The organism is Paenibacillus sp. 1-8 (genome assembly GCF_056316205.1).
In genome coordinates this window covers 1,752,527-1,767,653 of sequence record NZ_CM149995.1, presented here as the reverse complement: position 1 = coordinate 1,767,653, position 15,127 = coordinate 1,752,527, and the positions used below count along the sequence as shown (strand labels likewise).

The following is a 15,127-nucleotide window of genomic DNA, read 5'->3' as shown; positions in this document are numbered from 1 at the left end:
CGAAATCCCCACACTATAATAGAATAGGAATATAAATGTAGAATTCTCTACATAAATACCAAGCTGCATAACCGGAGGGAACTTATGAAAAAACATATTTACGTTGTTGGAGCTGTCATCATCGAAAATGAAAATATCCTCTGTGCGCAGCGGGGAGCTACTAAAACGTTGGCCTACAAGTGGGAATTCCCTGGCGGAAAGATTGAGGAAGGCGAAACACCTCAGGCTGCACTAAAACGTGAGATCGACGAAGAAATGAACTGCGAGATTGAGATTGGCGAGGCGATCGAAACGACCGTGTATGAATACGACTTTGGTTTCGTCCATCTGTCTACTTTCTATTGTTACCTTGTGAACGGCAAGCCTACCTTGACTGAACATGTTGCGATCCGGTGGCTACCTGCACATGAACTGATGTCTCTGGAATGGGCACCTGCTGACATTCCTACTGTAGAGAAAATTCAGGAGAAGTTGGCGAAATAAAATGGACAATCCCATACAGCATTTAAATGATTCTTTAAGCTGGGCGTTTATTAACCATCAGCAAGATTCCCTGGATCAATACAAACCTAAGCTTCTGGTCAATAACAAGGAGACGAGCGATTATGTCCTTACTCCTTTGTTGGAAGAACTGGATCACTGTCGCTCTTTCACTTTTTCCGTTGCGTTTATTACAGAGAGTGGATTGGCAACCCTCAAGTCTCATTTGGCTGATCTAAGCGCGCGTGGAATAACAGGAAAAATCCTAACCTCAAATTACCTGAACTTCAATCAACCAAAGATTTTTAGAGAGTTGTTGAAAATCACAAATGTTGAAGTTCGTTTGACAGATCTAAGCGGTTTTCATGCCAAGGGGTATGTCTTCCAGCATGTAGGTTACTCCACTATCATTATGGGAAGCTCTAACCTAACAGCTGCGGCGTTAAAAGCCAACTACGAGTGGAACGTGAAACTGACTTCTTTCAAACATGGGGGGCTTCTAGGACAGTTCCAAAGCGAATTTGAAAAGGCATGGCAGAATGCTGTCCCGCTAACGACCAAATGGATCGAAGCGTATCAAATTCTTTATGAAGAGACTCAAAAAGCAAACCGTAAGGTTCAAGAGGCACTGCCTCTGATTCCTGAAACGATTCCTCAGACCGTCTTTAGTCCAATCTCGCCCAATAAAATGCAGCAGAGTGCGTTAAAGAACCTGCAGGACCTCCGCAGCAGCGGGTCGCATAAAGGATTGGTCATTTCGGCGACTGGGACAGGAAAAACCTATCTCTCTGCTTTTGACGTAAGAAGCTTGGCGCCGAACCGAATGCTATTCATTGTGCACCGAGAGCAAATTTTGCAAAAGTCCATGTCCGACTATCAGCGAATTATTGGGGGGAAGGATGGCGATTACGGCATTCTATCTGGCACCAGCAGAGTTGTAGATGCCAAATACCTCTTTGCGACAATCCAGACAATTTCTAAAAGCTCATTTCTAACTAATTTTGATCCCAAGGCGTTCGACTATATCCTAATTGATGAAGTCCACAAAGCCGGGGCAGATTCTTATCTTAAAGTTATTAATCATTTTGAGCCCAGATTTCTGCTCGGTATGACCGCTACTCCAGAGCGAACCGATGACTTTAACATCTATGAACTGTTCGACTACAATATTGCCTACGAGATTCGCCTGCAGGAAGCTTTGGAAGAGGATATGCTGTGTCCGTTTCACTATTTTGGCGTCACTGATTTTGTACATAACGGTCAGCTTATTGACGATACAGCTATGCTCTCTCAACTAGTTACGAATGAACGGGTTTCTTATTTAATCGAAAAGATCGAATATTATGGACATTCTGGCGAATCGGTAAAAGGATTAATCTTCTGCAGTCGAAAGGAAGAGGCCTTGCAGCTATCGGATATGCTAAATGCGAGAGGTTACCGTACCGTGGCTTTGACTGGAAGTGATAGCCAGGAAGCACGTGTTCGCTGTGTAACCGACCTTGAATCTGGAAAACTGGATTACATCCTTACGGTGGACATCTTTAACGAAGGGATCGACATTCCTTGTATTAACCAGGTCGTAATGCTGCGTCAAACACAATCGAGCATCGTCTTCGTTCAGCAGTTAGGGCGCGGTCTACGTAAACACTCGGAGAAAGAGTTCGTCATAATCATCGACTTTATTGGCAACTATAAGAACAACTATTTGATACCAGTTGCCCTCTCCGGAGACAAGTCGCAAAACAAGGATAACATACGTCGCCATATGAAGGACACCAGCTATATTAAAGGCGTCTCGACAATCAACTTCGAAGAAATTGCGATGCAACAGATTTTTCGCTCGATTAGCAACAGTAATTTAACAGCGCTTAAAATACTTAGAGAAGCATATATCGAACTCAAAAATCGGTTAAATCAAATTCCTCAGTTGATAGATTTTATTGAAAATGATTCGATTGATCCGCTTATTTTTGCTGACGAGCACTCAAGCTACTACCATTTTTTACAGAAGATCAGAGAGACTGTGCCACGCTTATCCGAGCAGGAGCAAAAGTATTTGACGCTGCTTTCGGCTGAGGTTTTGAATGGAAAACGAAGGCATGAAATTGTACTGCTGAAGCTGTTGCTTGCCAAGGATAATGTTACCTATGAGGAGTATGTAAATTCCCTCAAAGAAAAAGGCTGTTCTACAGACTCCGAAACGATTAATTCCGTTAAGCGGGTTCTGGACCTGTCTTTTTTCACCGAACCGACTAAGAAAAAATACGGAGACACAGCAGTCGTTGAATTCGCTCAGGACCAGCATTTTGCTTTTCAACCGATAATGGCTCACTCCTTGCAGAACAATGCTTATTTCAGAAAAATGATCGTAGATATTATTCAGACCGCTTTTCATAAAAATGAGCAGTATGTGTGTAGTGAGCCGCTAACTTTGTATAAGAAGTATTCTAGAAAAGACTCCTGTAAACTATTAAAGTGGGATAGCGATGGAAAGTTCCACTATGTACGGGTACAAGACGAAGCATCAAACTTGCCCGATCTTTGTAACTTATCACAAACACGAAGAGGTAGAAGCGAGCACTAACTATCAGGAAGAATTCATTAGCCCAGAGATTCTGAAGTGGTCGACAAGAAGTAGACGAACGCTTGAATCTGAGGAAGTTAAAACAATTCTTGAGGCAGATCACTTAAAGATTGACCTGCATTTATTCGTGAAAAAAGACGATGCGGATGGAACTGAATTTTATTATCTGGGTAAAGTACACCCCGACCAAAAAAGCGCCGTCCAGGCGTCTATGCTCGATAAAAATGGCAAGTCGATATCCGTCGTACACATGAATCTAGTATTGGAGAGTACGGTGGAGAGTAAGTTGTATGGGTATTTGACTAAATTTTAAATTTAAGTTCCACTGGATTAAGAGATTTCTCAAAGTCCTGAAGCTATTTAGCAACACGCAAAACACCGTGTATACGCAGTATATACCTTGTTGCCTGTCTATGTGCACATTTTTAATCGTGGACTTAAGCCGATTATCGCATTGCTTACGTTAATCGTGACCATCGTCGTAGTGATTAGTCATAAAAACACAAAAGAAATAGACCGCCCTTGCCAAAGGAACCGGTCTATTTCACTTAAAAAAAGCTAATTCCGACTTGAATTATGAGGTGAAATGAGATTCTTCCACACAAAACAGTATGCCAAAGGACAAAAATCTAGCCTCTCAAATCAAGTAGTTTAAAAATCTAACATCATTGATTGCTGATGCCCTCTTTTCACTAATGTCCAAGGCTAACGATGAATGGCACCTTCACCTAGTCTTTTATTTATAGCAGAAACCTTTAGTTAATAAAACTTATCTATCAAACTCTCCCCTAAAACCTTACTTCCAAATCTCGTCCGCAATCTCTTTAATGAAGGCAAGCTTCTTCCACTGTTGCTCCTCTGTCAAAATATTGCCCTCTTCCGTAGAAGCAAAGCCGCATTGTGGGCTAAGGCAGATGTGGTTGATATCTACAAATTGAGTGGCTTCCTTAATGCGGTTAATGACCGTCTGCTTGTCCTCCAGCTCACCCGTTTTGGAGGAAACGAGGCCCAATACGACCTGCTGTTGGTCTTTCAGATGCTTGAGTGGTGTGAAATCGCCTGCACGGTCGGTATCGAATTCGAGGTAGTAGCCGTCGATGTTGTCGATGCCGAAAAGGGTTTCGGCAACTGGCTCGTAGCCGCCCGAGGATGCCCAGGTGGAGTGGTAGTTACCACGGCATACGTGGGTCGTAACCACTAGGTCGGCTGGAAGATCATTCACGGTTTCCTGATTCACGCGAGCGAACAGCTTTTTGGTTTCTTCCACATCGCCGCCCTCTTGTTGGCGGGCCTCCCAATAGTTTTTATCGCAGAGCATGCCCCATGTGCAATCATCCAGCTGCAAGCTGCGGCAGCCCTCATTATAGAATGCTTGAATCACGGATTTGTAAGCTTTAGCAATATCCGTCACCAGCTCACCCAGATTGCTGTAATAGGTATCGGTTGTCTCTTTGTTTTCTCCACGCAACAGCTCGGCCAAGAACTGTGCTGGTGCAGGAATGGTTTGGCGTGCAATCGCATCCTCACCTGCTACTTGCTTCAAGAATTTGAAGTCTTCAATGAAAGGATGACGGGAGTGACCGATTTTACCAGTCAAGCGTGCGGTTTCCGCTCTTGTTTCCACGCCTTGGAATTGGTAACCGTTCGAAAGCTCTACCTTTTCCACGCCATCCAGGCCCCACATAAAATCAAGATGCCACCAAGAGCGTCTGAATTCACCATCCGTCACGGCTTGAAGTCCTACGGATTTTTGCTTTTCTACCAGCTTGATAATTTCGTTATCTTCAATCTTTCTCAGTTCATCTGCAGAAATTTCGTTGTTTTGAAATTGAATTCTGGCATCTTTAATCGCTTGCGGACGCAGAAAGCTGCCGACCATATCATGTCTAAAAGGGGCCACTTTACGTTGGGATGCATTGTCAAGGATGCTGCTCATTAGGGTTATCTCCTTTTTCGCTTCTGTAGTGAAGTTCTTGTAACAAAGATAACACACATTTTTAGTTATAATGTAACTCCAATAAACTATAGCTAGTTATAGCCTAAAGCTATACCAAACCTTTTATTCGCCTATCGCCTCATGTAGCGCATCTACATAGACGGAAGCCAACTTGGAGAGCGAAGCATTTTTATGACAAATCCACCCCACATTAATAGATTCCTCACATTCCAAAGGTACGGAAATAATCTCGTTACCGTTCAGATCCTCACTGATCACCCCGGTAGAAATGGTATACCCGTTCAAGCCAATCAGCAGATTGAAAAGGGTCGCCCGGTCATTGACACGAATGCTTTTGGGATGCGACAACGTACTGAGAATTTCCTCAGAAAAGTGAAAGGAATTGTACTCCCCTTGCTCAAAGGACAGATATGGATAAGGATGAAGCTGGTCGATGGTCACAATGGACTGCCGGGATAGCGGATTATTCGTGCTGATAAAAATATGCGGATTGGCGGTAAACAGGCTGTTAAATTGCAGATTTTCATCTTTTAGCAGCTTATTAATGACTTTAGCGTTAAATTCATTCAAATACAGAATTCCGATTTCGCTTCGCAAGCTTTTGACATCCTGTATGATTTCATGGGTTTTCGTCTCCCGCAAAGCCAGTTCATACTCATCCTGTCCATATTGATTCACCAGATTCACAAATGCATTTACAGCAAAAGCATAATGCTGCGTGGATACGGAAAAATGCTGCGGTGAAGGCTTGGCATCCAGATAGCGACTTTCCAGCAGTTCCGCCTGTTCGACGACCTGACGCGCATAACCGAGAAACTCCACACCCTCCTTGGACAAAGAAATACCTTTATTGGTACGATCAAAAATCGTGATATGAATTTCTTCCTCCAGATCCCGAATCGCGTTCGACAGACTGGGCTGGGAAATAAACAACCGCTTTGCTGCCTCATTCATGGAGCCGCGATTGGCAACCTCGATGACATATTTTAATTGTTGTAAGGTCAACGCGTGATATCCTCTCGATTTATGTTTTCTCTATTATATAACACTTGGATACGACATGATTCATGTTATGAGGACGTCCGAGAGAAAATAAAAAACCACTTTCGGAAAAGTGGTTTTTAAATGAACTGTGCCCGATTAGATAAAGATGCTCAGCAGCATTACGATGCCAAAAGCACTGAACCCGAGAATGGTTTCCATGACCGTCCACGTTTTCAGGGTTTGCGGTACGGACAGGTTCATGTATTCTTTGACAATCCAGAAGCGGGAGTCATTGACATGGGACAAAATGATCGAGCCTGCTCCGGTAGCCAGTACCAGCAGCTCCGAGCTTACCCCCGGCATGGTGACCGCAATCGGGGCAACAATACCAGCCGCAGTCGTCATGGCTACCGTGGCAGAACCGACGGCTGCACGGATCAGACCTGCAATGACAAAGGCAAGTACAGGCGCCGATCAGCAGGATGATAGAAGCGACTGGACCAAGACAATCATTCGTAAATTTCAATAGCTGCTTGCTGTCGAAGTTACGTGCATAACCAAAAGAGTAGGGCGAGAACAACAAGGTATGAAATTCGTGGATGACCGAACGCCTAACCCTCTTTTCCTCCCTGAAATACGTCTTTGGCGATTTGAATAGCTGAGGCGGCTCGGGGCCATCCTACATAAAAGGCAAGCTGTGTGATCACCTCGACCAGTTCTTCTTCCGATATTCCGTTATCCTTGGCCAAATTCAGATGATAGGGAAGCTGACCCCCATGCTCACCCGCTACCAATGCGGAAATGGTTATGAGACTCCGTTCTCTGAGAGATAGCTCGCTTCTTCTCCATACATCTCCAAAAAGAACATTCTCCGTATAGTTCACAAAAGCGGGCGCAAAATCCCCAACCTTTTCCCGTACACTCGATGTGATTAATTTATGCTTCATTTATTCGACACTTCCCTTCGTTCCTGATGTGCAGTTATGCAGATCGTATGAAGATGCAGTTTCCAGCTATAAAATCATCTGGGCAAGTCCTTTGCCAAAGGACCAATCCTCTAATTCCGTTTCCACCAGTGTTACAAATACATCCTCCGGTCTGATCTTGCATTCGGCGGATAAGAGTTCGGCTAACCTTTGGTAGAAGCTCTTTTTTTGTTCCGTACTTCTGCCTGATCCGAGCGTAATTTGGATATAGAGCAGCTTGTCTGTTCTCGGTACCTGTAAATAATCCGGACTGTAATAAAACTCGCTCTGCCTATGAGCATGAAAAACCTGAAAATAATCCTTTACCGGCACCTGAAAATGTTCGATCAAAGCGTCCATGATACAGCGGCTAATCCCAGGTAGCTCCTTCTCTGTGTATTGATCCTCCATGTAACCTACTCGTACAAATGGCATGTTCATCTCTCCTGTCCGTCTGGATAAGATGATTTTACCCCATCCTCTTTCATCTGTATAATTGAAAATAATCATAAATATATTCATTTTTACCGATGGAGATGAGTGTCATGGATCTGAAAGAGCTAACCACGTTTCGTACCATTATTGAAGAAGGAACCTTCTCAAAGGCTGCCGCCAAATTAAACTACGCACAGTCTACAGTAACCAGCCAAGTTCAGAGACTGGAGAAGGAGCTGGGATTTCAGCTTTTTAAAAGAGGATGGGATGCGGAATTAACCGCTGCGGGTAAATGTTATGCAGAAGAGGTAGATGGGCTTATTCAGCATTGGAATTATGTATTGGATCAGGCCAAGTCTCTGAAAAAAGAGGAAATCGGCACCCTGCATATCGGGGTAATTGAAACGGTAGCGGCTACCGTGCTGCCCGAGGTTCTGCGTCAGTTTCGGGAGCATAAGCCGAATATGACGTGCCATTTTACAGTAGGAAACACGGATGCACTCTCGAATGCTCTGGTGGAGAACACGCTTGATTTTGCAATTTGCGGGGAACCATACTCGATTCCTTCCCTGCACTTTGAACCTGTGTATCACGAACAGATTGCTTTTATCGTATCCCGTAATCATCCCTTTGCGGCCAAAAGCGAGCTTCATCTCGAAGATCTGTATGAATACCCGCTGATCGTTGGAGGGAAGAACTGCCTGTACCATATTCGGCTGGAAAAAGAGCTTTCGCGCTTTCCGTCGATGCCGTTTTTTTATATTGTCAGTCAAATCTCATCCATACCATCATTTGTAAAAGCAATTCCTTCGGTCGGAGTAATTCTATCGTCGTTACCTGTGTCGGATGAACTCATCACGATCCCACTACAGTTAACAGACCCGGCTATTCCCGTTGGACTATTACACAGCAGCCAGCACCAGCAATACATGTCTTCGGCGCGAAAGCTGCTGATGCAACTGGTTAAGGAGCTTTATATGCGATAGCTCCAATGCAAAAACTACTAATAAGCTATATGCACAAGGCGACACCTTTGCTTAAAGAAAAAGCCGCCAAACACTCAGAAATCTGGTGTTTAGCGGCTTTACTACTATGAAAACCAGAGAGTGTGTGTCTCTCTTCTTATTTCTTTATTTTTGTGATGCCAATTATTTCGCTTCGAGCGGTTTTTTCCACAGTCCCAGAATGAGCGCGGAAATCACGGAGCCAATCGCCACTGCAAGCAAGAATAGCAAAGCATGATTGGCAAGGGCTGCTACAAAAATTCCGCCATGTGGAGCTGGAAGATTGATTTTCCAGAACTGCGTCAGACCACCAGCAATCGCTGAGCCTACAATACAAGAGGTTAAGACGCGCAGAGGGTCAGCTGCTGCGAATGGGATTGCTCCTTCCGTAATGAAGGACAAGCCGAGTACATAGTTCGTCAAACCAGACTTGCGCTCTTGCTCAGTAAATTTATTTTTGAAGAACGTCGAAGCCAATGCGATCGCCAGCGGAGGTACCATACCGCCCGCCATAACAGCAGCCATCATAGCCCCGTTTGTGTTACCGCTGGAAGTAAAGACACCGATCGAAAATGCATAAGCCGCTTTGTTGAAAGGTCCACCCATGTCAATCGACATCATTCCGCCCAGGATCAGACCCAGAATAACCGCATTACCTGTTCCTAAATTGTTCAGAACATTGACAAGCCACGTATTAATGCCACCGAAAATCGGATCAAACAGGTAGAACATAATTGCGCCTGTAATTAGTAGTCCAAATACCGGGTATAACAAGATTGGCTTTAAGCCATCCAGCGTTTTCGGCAGACCTGCAAAAGCTTTACGCAGGAAGATAACCACATAACCAGCCATGAAACCTGCTGCCAGACCGCCAAGAAAGCCTGCATTAGAGTTTACAGCCATCAGACCACCAACCATACCTGGCATCAATGCCGGACGATCCCCAATACTCATCGCGATAAATCCGGCCAGTATCGGAATCAGGAAGTGGAACGCACCTGTTCCGCCGCCAATCGTTTGCAGCAGCTTAACGATTGGATTCTCTGCGCCCGCCATCTGTTCGAACAGGAAGGAGATGGCCAGCAAAATCCCGCCGCCTACAACGAACGGTAGCATATGAGAGATACCGTTCATTAGATCCTTGTAAATTTTACTGCCGACGCTGGCTTTTTCTGCTTTCGTCTCCTCCGTGTTACCATTACCTTCACTACGGTAGATTGGAGCATCGCCGTTTAGCGCTTTGCGGATCAGTTCTTCAGATTTACGAATACCGTCACTTACCGGTCTTTGCAATACAGGCTTACCGTCAAATCTGGCCATTTCAACCTTTTTGTCAGCTGCGACGATTACACCTTTGGCACGACGAATTTCATCCGCTGTCAGTACGTTTTGTGCACCTTCCGAGCCATTCGTTTCTACCCGGATATTTACACCCATCTCTTTCGCTTTCTTAATGAGAGCGTCTTCAGCCATATACGTGTGCGCAATGCCTGTAGGGCAAGCGGTCACCGCAACCACAAACTCGTCTGAATTCGGGTTACCAGCGATAACGTCCGGCGTTTGCTGTGCTTTGGCAGCCTCTTTTTCTTTCTTGGCTGCTTCTTCTTTCGCCTGCTTGGTATCAAACAGCTCGGATACTTCATCCGGTGTTTGCGCATTCATCAGCTTTTCGATGAAATCGGTATCAATTAACAACCGGGAAAGTGCCGCCAGTGTGCGAAGATGCGTATTCGCTGCTCCCTCTGGAGCTGCAATCATGAAAAATACGTTCGCTGGCTCACCATCCAACGATTCGAAATTTACACCTTTACTGCTTTTCGCGAAAACGACAGTCGCTTCATTCACAGCTTTGGTCTTGGCATGTGGCATCGCAATGCCGCCGCCGATTCCTGTGCTGGATTCTGCTTCACGTTTGTAAATCATTTCTTTGAACAATGCCCGGTCATTAATGCGTCCGCTGGCTTCGAGACTGGCGATGAGTTCCTCAATCGCCCCGTCTTTTGTCGTAGCCTGCAAATCCATGATCATCGTTTCTTTAATCATCAGGTCTGTTATTCTCATTTTTCACACTCTCCTAAGTTCGGTCAGCGTGTGGACACACGCATAATAAGCTCATGCTGTAGCAGGGATTACCATTTTGAAATCGCAACTTGCGGCCGTAATTGTTCAATTTTCTCTCTGGTAGCCAGATCATCGGAGAAGGCGGTTGCGCTTCCGGATGCCACTCCTGCACGGAATGCTTCGATCGGATCGCCAAGAAGAGCCAGCGTACCCACGAATCCAGCAATCATCGAATCACCTGCGCCTACAGAATTTTTAACCGTTCCTGCTGGTACATTTGCGTGATACACTTCATCTGCCGTAATGAACAAAGCCCCTTCTCCTGCCATGGAAATCAGTACATTTTTTGCACCTGCTTCCAGCAGCTTACGGCCGTAAGTGACGATCTCCTCCTTTGAATTAATGGTTACACCAAACAACTCAGCCAGCTCATGGTGATTCGGCTTGACGAGCAGTGGCTTATGAACCAGTGCCTTCATCAGCGCGTCACCTGTGGTGTCGATGACGAATTCAGCCCCAGTCTGCTGGCATACGCTAATCAGCCGATCGTAGAAGTCTCCTCCAAGTGACGGCGGGATACTTCCCGACAAGACGACAATGTCATTTTTCTGGAGACCTGACAGCTTCTGCACCAACGCATCCGCCTCATGCTCACGAATCGCAGGTCCCAAACCGTTAATTTCCGTCTCATCGCCATGCTTGAGCTTAATGTTGATCCGAGTGTCATCTTCGATGATTACAAAATCAGTTTTAATGGATTCTTCCCGCAATGTATCGTTGATAAACCTGCCTGTGAATCCACCGAGAAAGCCAATCGCCGTGCTGTCTGCTCCTAATTGGTACAGTATCCGGGATACATTAATCCCCTTGCCACCCGGCAATTTCAAATCTCGTTTCATCCGGTTCAAATCCCCAAGCTTCAAATCGTCAACTTCCACGATGTAATCAATAGAAGGGTTCAGCGTTACTGTATATATCATTGTTATCCCTCGATTATTTTAGTTTTCTGAGCAATGGATCGGCGTGAGCGTTCAGGCACCAATTCGCTAATAAGAGTAGCTTCCTTTAGTTCGAACAGTTTGGCGAAGGTAATTTCTCCAATTTTACTGGAATCTGCCAACACATACGTTTTGCCGGACAGCTGGTGGGCCCGCCGCTTAATCAGCGCCTCTTCAGGATCAGGAGTGGTATACCCCATTTCCACGTCTACCCCGTTCGTTCCCAGAAAGCACTTGTCGAATCGAAAATTGTCCAAATTCTGCAGGGCAATACTCCCGATTACGGCTTTGGTATGAATTTTCATCATCCCTCCCAGTAGATAGCTTCTGATTCGCTTGCTTACCAGGGCTTCTACGTGGGATAGGCCATTTGTCACGACCGTCACGTCTTTAGCTTCAATGTAAGGAATCATCGCCATCGTTGTTGTTCCCGCATCCAGATAAATACATTCGCCATCCAAAATTTCTTTGGCGGCTATACGGGCGACTACATTTTTTTGTTGAACGTTTTTGAATGTTTTTTCTTCCATGCCAGGTTCCTGACTTTTCTGATTCAGCAAGGTCGCCCCGCCATGAATCCGCTTTAGCAACTGACGGGCTTCAAGATCGATTAAATCACGCCGAATTGTTGATTCAGAAGCGCCCAACAGATCAGCTAATTCCTGCAACTTTACAACACCGCGTTCTTGTAAGCGCTGTATTATTAAATTATATCTTTCTTCCGTCAGCATCTTCATTCCCCCAACTGTTCATATCGTACCATAAACCTCACAAAAAACAATCATTTTTCTTCAAAAGGATTCAAAAAACTTCATTCCAACTTCATTTTTTTACAAAATGGTGAATTCCTGCTCCAATCATCATGATCGCGTTTACATTGAAAGGAAAAGCCATCCATTTTTATGTAAATTCATTCTTCTTACATAGGAATTCAGCAGTAAACGTTCAAAAACGTTCTGATGCTTCCATCAGCACCATTTTACCATTAAGCGCACAAATCATCCCAACCTTCTCTATTCAGAAAAAAGCTAAACACCGGGACCGCTCCCCTCTGTGTTTAGCTAATCGAGACGCTTAATGCTCAGTCCTTCACGATTCCAATGACGAAACCGTCATACCCCTTGCTCCCCACGGTTTGGATAGCTGTAGCTGTAATTCTTGATTCTTCAGCCAGCATATCATAAAACTTTCTTACTCCCTGCACACGAGGGTCTGTGCTGTAAGCCTGAATTACTTCTCCTTCACGGATAACATTATCGCCGATAATAACGGTGCCAGGATGCGAGAAGCGAAGTGCCCAATCCAGATAAAATGGATTATTGGGTTTATCCGCATCGATAAAAATAAGATCAAAGGGGGCAACACCCTCCTCCTTCATCTGTGCTAACTGCTCCAAAGCGTCGCCCTCCCGAAGTTCCACCACTCCATCCAACTGAGCCAATGATATATTCGACCGGGCAATTTTAGCATGGTCCGGATTGGCTTCCAGCGTAACTATTTCTCCATCCTTCGGCAACGCCCTTCCCAACCAGATTGTACTGTAGCCTCCCAACGTACCGATCTCCAGCACACGTCGTGCTCCTTGCATTTGAGCAAAGATATTTAATAGCTTTCCCTGATTGGGGGATACATCATGCGGAGGTAGTCCCGCCTTTTGGTTAGCAGCCAATACTTGTTCCAAGACAGCATCATGCGGAATGAGACACTCCGAGATATACTGGTCTACTTGATCCCACGTGTTCGTTTGATTCATTCGCTCCACTCTCCTTTGGATTAACTTACAATTTGATTGTAAATGAATTATTATTATAAAAATAATATATGTTTTTGCTCTATTCATAATCTACATATATGAATCTGTCGGAAAGGGAGTATGGTCTTGAACCTGCATGCATTACGCTTATTTCACGTGGTCGCCTCTACAGGGAGTGTGACACGTGCCTCTGAACTTTTGAATATTAGCCAACCTGCGATTACCGCCCAGATTAAAAAATTTGAAAAAGAAATATCTCTCACACTGCTCATGCCGCTAGGAAGAGGGATTGCCTTAACGGATGCTGGTGAAAAGCTTGCTGTACTCGCCAAACGGCTCTTTGCCGTCGAACAGCAAATCGAACAATTCTCACAAGATTATCGTGATGGAGCCCATGGTCATATCCGGCTAGCGGCTACTTATTTACCGGCTCATTTTCTCATTCCGGCCTGGATCGCTAAATTCAAACAACAATACGAACATGTTGAAATGACGATTAACACCACAAATTCCAATGATGCTTTGCAGCAACTATTGAATATAGAAGTGGATTTGGCCATCTATGGGGGACTGCCGGAGCAATATCCCGATACGATTCAGACGGAAGAACTATTTCGTGATGAGCTGTGGTTCGTGGTAGCTCCAGATCATCGGTATGCAAATCAGCAGGTTTCTTTATTCGAAATGATGCATGAACCCTTTGTTATGCGTGAAAAGGGGAGCTCGACACGGGAGAGACTATTTTCCTTATGTCGAACCTACAATGCCCCCGCCCCCCAAGTCACCCTAAACTTCACAGGGCTGCATGAGGCGATTACCGCAGTTATCGCCGGATATGGTGCGAACTTTGTGTCCTCACTGGTCGTGCGCGAATATGTAGAACGCGGCGAGCTGTGCCGGGTATACGTCGAAGACATCCAGCTTCAAAATTCAATCGCTATCTGTACCCGCAAAAACGAACCTCTATCTGCGGCCAGCATGAACCTTATTCAGCTCATCCGCAACCATTCTTATTCATAAAATCGGTTTATGCATCTGTAAAAAGCCCTTATCGTGCTGAACACAGCAAAGAGCCATAAGTACGGTGGTACCCGCAGCTATGGCTCTTTTGCTTTTTTCGCCTAATCTAAAAGCTCTCCTTCGAGAATCTTCTCCAGAAAGATTGCGGGCTGTGCCAAAAATTCAGCAAAGCTGCACACATCCGCATATTCCTGATGCTCCTCGTCGTAATAACCTAGACACTTTTGCTTCGGATTCCACACCAACAGAATATCCGAGTAGTTGTCTACTTTTAAAGAAACACGTAGCAGCTTTTGTCGCCCCACCTTCATCTCAACGGTATCTACCAATGAGGAAAATTCAACAAATCCAATATCATAATCATTTTCAGGTACATCCACACGAAGCTGGTCACTCGTTAGGAAGGTCACAAGGTCCTTAGGGAGCTTGTAGCTTTTTAAGGCATGTCGTTTATTTTCCAGGTTATGAAACTCTGGAGGCTCCACAGACTTTAAATACTCTGCCATCTCCGTGTTTTTATTAGATATGGCAATCGTATACGCCCGTTCTCCATCTTTTTCTGCCAACGTCACATCTGCGCCTTGCTCGATCAGATACTTCACCATCGCAAAATTATTATCTCTGGTCGCTACGGTTAAAGGCGTGGCTTGATAAGGATATACCATATTAGGAGCATTGAAATTAATATCTACACCATGCTCCAAAAGGAAAGTTACCGTTTTTAAGTCATGCTTACTAACCGCGTTGCGCAGCGTTGCTCCACCATGTTGCTTTATATCCAGCCCAATTAGCGCTTGGCGTAAAGCAGGTATATTCCCTTCAACGATATGCATTGCGATCTCAGGAAGAATGTCAAAAGATATATTACATGTTCTTCGTTCTCTTT

The 15,127-nt window shown here is 44.9% G+C and carries 11 protein-coding genes and 3 pseudogenes; 4 read left to right on the top strand and 10 right to left on the bottom strand.

Features of this window, described 5'->3' with window-relative positions:
- Positions 1-84: 84 nt before the first annotated feature.
- Both AC0WRU_RS08205 and AC0WRU_RS08200 read left to right on the top strand, forming a co-directional pair.
- Positions 85-483 (top strand): (deoxy)nucleoside triphosphate pyrophosphohydrolase, encoded by a 399-nt coding sequence (locus AC0WRU_RS08205; RefSeq protein WP_476127930.1) that lies wholly within the window; start codon positions 85-87, stop codon positions 481-483.
- A 1-nt stretch (position 484) separates the two neighbouring features.
- A pseudogene (locus AC0WRU_RS08200) lies at positions 485-3,377 on the top strand (DEAD/DEAH box helicase).
- A gap of 483 nt (positions 3,378-3,860) precedes the next feature.
- Here AC0WRU_RS08200 and AC0WRU_RS08195 read toward each other — a convergent pair.
- The 5 genes and pseudogenes from AC0WRU_RS08195 to AC0WRU_RS08175 form a co-directional block, all read right to left on the bottom strand.
- Positions 3,861-5,000 carry a 5-methyltetrahydropteroyltriglutamate--homocysteine S-methyltransferase gene (locus tag AC0WRU_RS08195; protein WP_476127929.1) on the bottom strand — a complete coding sequence of 380 codons (1,140 nt, stop codon included), beginning with the start codon at positions 4,998-5,000 and terminating at the stop codon, positions 3,861-3,863.
- Between the two features lie 123 nt (positions 5,001-5,123).
- Positions 5,124-6,026, bottom strand: a complete 903-nt coding sequence (locus tag AC0WRU_RS08190) for a LysR family transcriptional regulator (protein ID WP_025685086.1) — start codon at positions 6,024-6,026, stop codon at positions 5,124-5,126.
- Positions 6,027-6,161: 135 nt separating this feature from the next.
- Positions 6,162-6,585 (bottom strand): annotated as a pseudogene (locus AC0WRU_RS08185) (GntT/GntP/DsdX family permease); the annotation flags it as partial.
- Between the two features lie 31 nt (positions 6,586-6,616).
- Positions 6,617-6,952, bottom strand: a complete 336-nt coding sequence (locus AC0WRU_RS08180) for a carboxymuconolactone decarboxylase family protein (RefSeq protein ID WP_476127928.1) — start codon at positions 6,950-6,952, stop codon at positions 6,617-6,619.
- Between the two features lie 66 nt (positions 6,953-7,018).
- Positions 7,019-7,405 (bottom strand): tautomerase family protein, encoded by a 387-nt coding sequence (locus tag AC0WRU_RS08175; RefSeq protein ID WP_476127927.1) that lies wholly within the window; start codon positions 7,403-7,405, stop codon positions 7,019-7,021.
- 110 nt (positions 7,406-7,515) lie between these two features.
- Between AC0WRU_RS08175 and AC0WRU_RS08170 the strand changes: the two genes are divergently transcribed.
- Positions 7,516-8,391, top strand: coding sequence for a LysR family transcriptional regulator (locus AC0WRU_RS08170; RefSeq protein WP_476127926.1), 876 nt, complete (start codon positions 7,516-7,518; stop codon positions 8,389-8,391).
- Positions 8,392-8,553: 162 nt separating this feature from the next.
- Here AC0WRU_RS08170 and AC0WRU_RS08165 read toward each other — a convergent pair whose 3' ends face one another.
- The 4 genes from AC0WRU_RS08165 to AC0WRU_RS08150 all read right to left on the bottom strand — a co-directional run bounded on the left by AC0WRU_RS08165 (position 8,554) and on the right by AC0WRU_RS08150 (position 13,221).
- Positions 8,554-10,470: a PTS fructose transporter subunit IIABC gene (locus tag AC0WRU_RS08165; protein ID WP_476127925.1), complete on the bottom strand. Its 1,917-nt coding sequence runs from the start codon at positions 10,468-10,470 to the stop codon at positions 8,554-8,556.
- A 68-nt stretch (positions 10,471-10,538) separates the two neighbouring features.
- The gene (gene pfkB, locus AC0WRU_RS08160) at positions 10,539-11,450 is read right to left on the bottom strand and encodes a 1-phosphofructokinase (protein ID WP_134910388.1); all 912 of its coding nucleotides are present in this window, start codon (positions 11,448-11,450) and stop codon (positions 10,539-10,541) included.
- A gap of 2 nt (positions 11,451-11,452) precedes the next feature.
- Complete coding sequence (locus tag AC0WRU_RS08155) at positions 11,453-12,199, bottom strand: DeoR/GlpR family DNA-binding transcription regulator (RefSeq protein ID WP_476127924.1); 747 nt, start codon at positions 12,197-12,199, stop codon at positions 11,453-11,455.
- A 350-nt stretch (positions 12,200-12,549) separates the two neighbouring features.
- The gene (locus AC0WRU_RS08150) at positions 12,550-13,221 is read right to left on the bottom strand and encodes an O-methyltransferase (protein ID WP_476127923.1); all 672 of its coding nucleotides are present in this window, start codon (positions 13,219-13,221) and stop codon (positions 12,550-12,552) included.
- Positions 13,222-13,347: 126 nt separating this feature from the next.
- On the opposite strand from AC0WRU_RS08150, the gene AC0WRU_RS08145 reads away from it, so the two are divergent.
- Positions 13,348-14,241, top strand: a complete 894-nt coding sequence (locus tag AC0WRU_RS08145; RefSeq protein WP_476127922.1) for a LysR family transcriptional regulator — start codon at positions 13,348-13,350, stop codon at positions 14,239-14,241.
- Positions 14,242-14,342: 101 nt separating this feature from the next.
- On the opposite strand, the pseudogene AC0WRU_RS08140 reads toward AC0WRU_RS08145, so the two are convergent.
- A pseudogene (locus tag AC0WRU_RS08140) lies at positions 14,343-15,029 on the bottom strand (ankyrin repeat domain-containing protein); the annotation flags it as partial.
- Positions 15,030-15,127: the final 98 nt, after the last annotated feature.

Excerpts from the sequence above, each read along its gene's own strand:
- AC0WRU_RS08180 (WP_476127928.1), bottom strand. The coding sequence starts at position 6,952 with ATGAAGCATAAATTAATCACATCGAGTGTACGGGAAAAGGTTGGGGAT.
- AC0WRU_RS08155 (WP_476127924.1), bottom strand. The coding sequence starts at position 12,199 with ATGCTGACGGAAGAAAGATATAATTTAATAATACAGCGCTTACAAGAA.
- AC0WRU_RS08170 (WP_476127926.1), top strand. The coding sequence starts at position 7,516 with ATGGATCTGAAAGAGCTAACCACGTTTCGTACCATTATTGAAGAAGGA.
- AC0WRU_RS08195 (WP_476127929.1), bottom strand. The coding sequence starts at position 5,000 with ATGAGCAGCATCCTTGACAATGCATCCCAACGTAAAGTGGCCCCTTTT.
- AC0WRU_RS08150 (WP_476127923.1), bottom strand. The coding sequence starts at position 13,221 with ATGAATCAAACGAACACGTGGGATCAAGTAGACCAGTATATCTCGGAG.
- pfkB (WP_134910388.1), bottom strand. The coding sequence starts at position 11,450 with ATGATATATACAGTAACGCTGAACCCTTCTATTGATTACATCGTGGAA.
- AC0WRU_RS08165 (WP_476127925.1), bottom strand. The coding sequence starts at position 10,470 with ATGAGAATAACAGACCTGATGATTAAAGAAACGATGATCATGGATTTG.
- AC0WRU_RS08205 (WP_476127930.1), top strand. The coding sequence starts at position 85 with ATGAAAAAACATATTTACGTTGTTGGAGCTGTCATCATCGAAAATGAA.
- AC0WRU_RS08175 (WP_476127927.1), bottom strand. The coding sequence starts at position 7,405 with ATGCCATTTGTACGAGTAGGTTACATGGAGGATCAATACACAGAGAAG.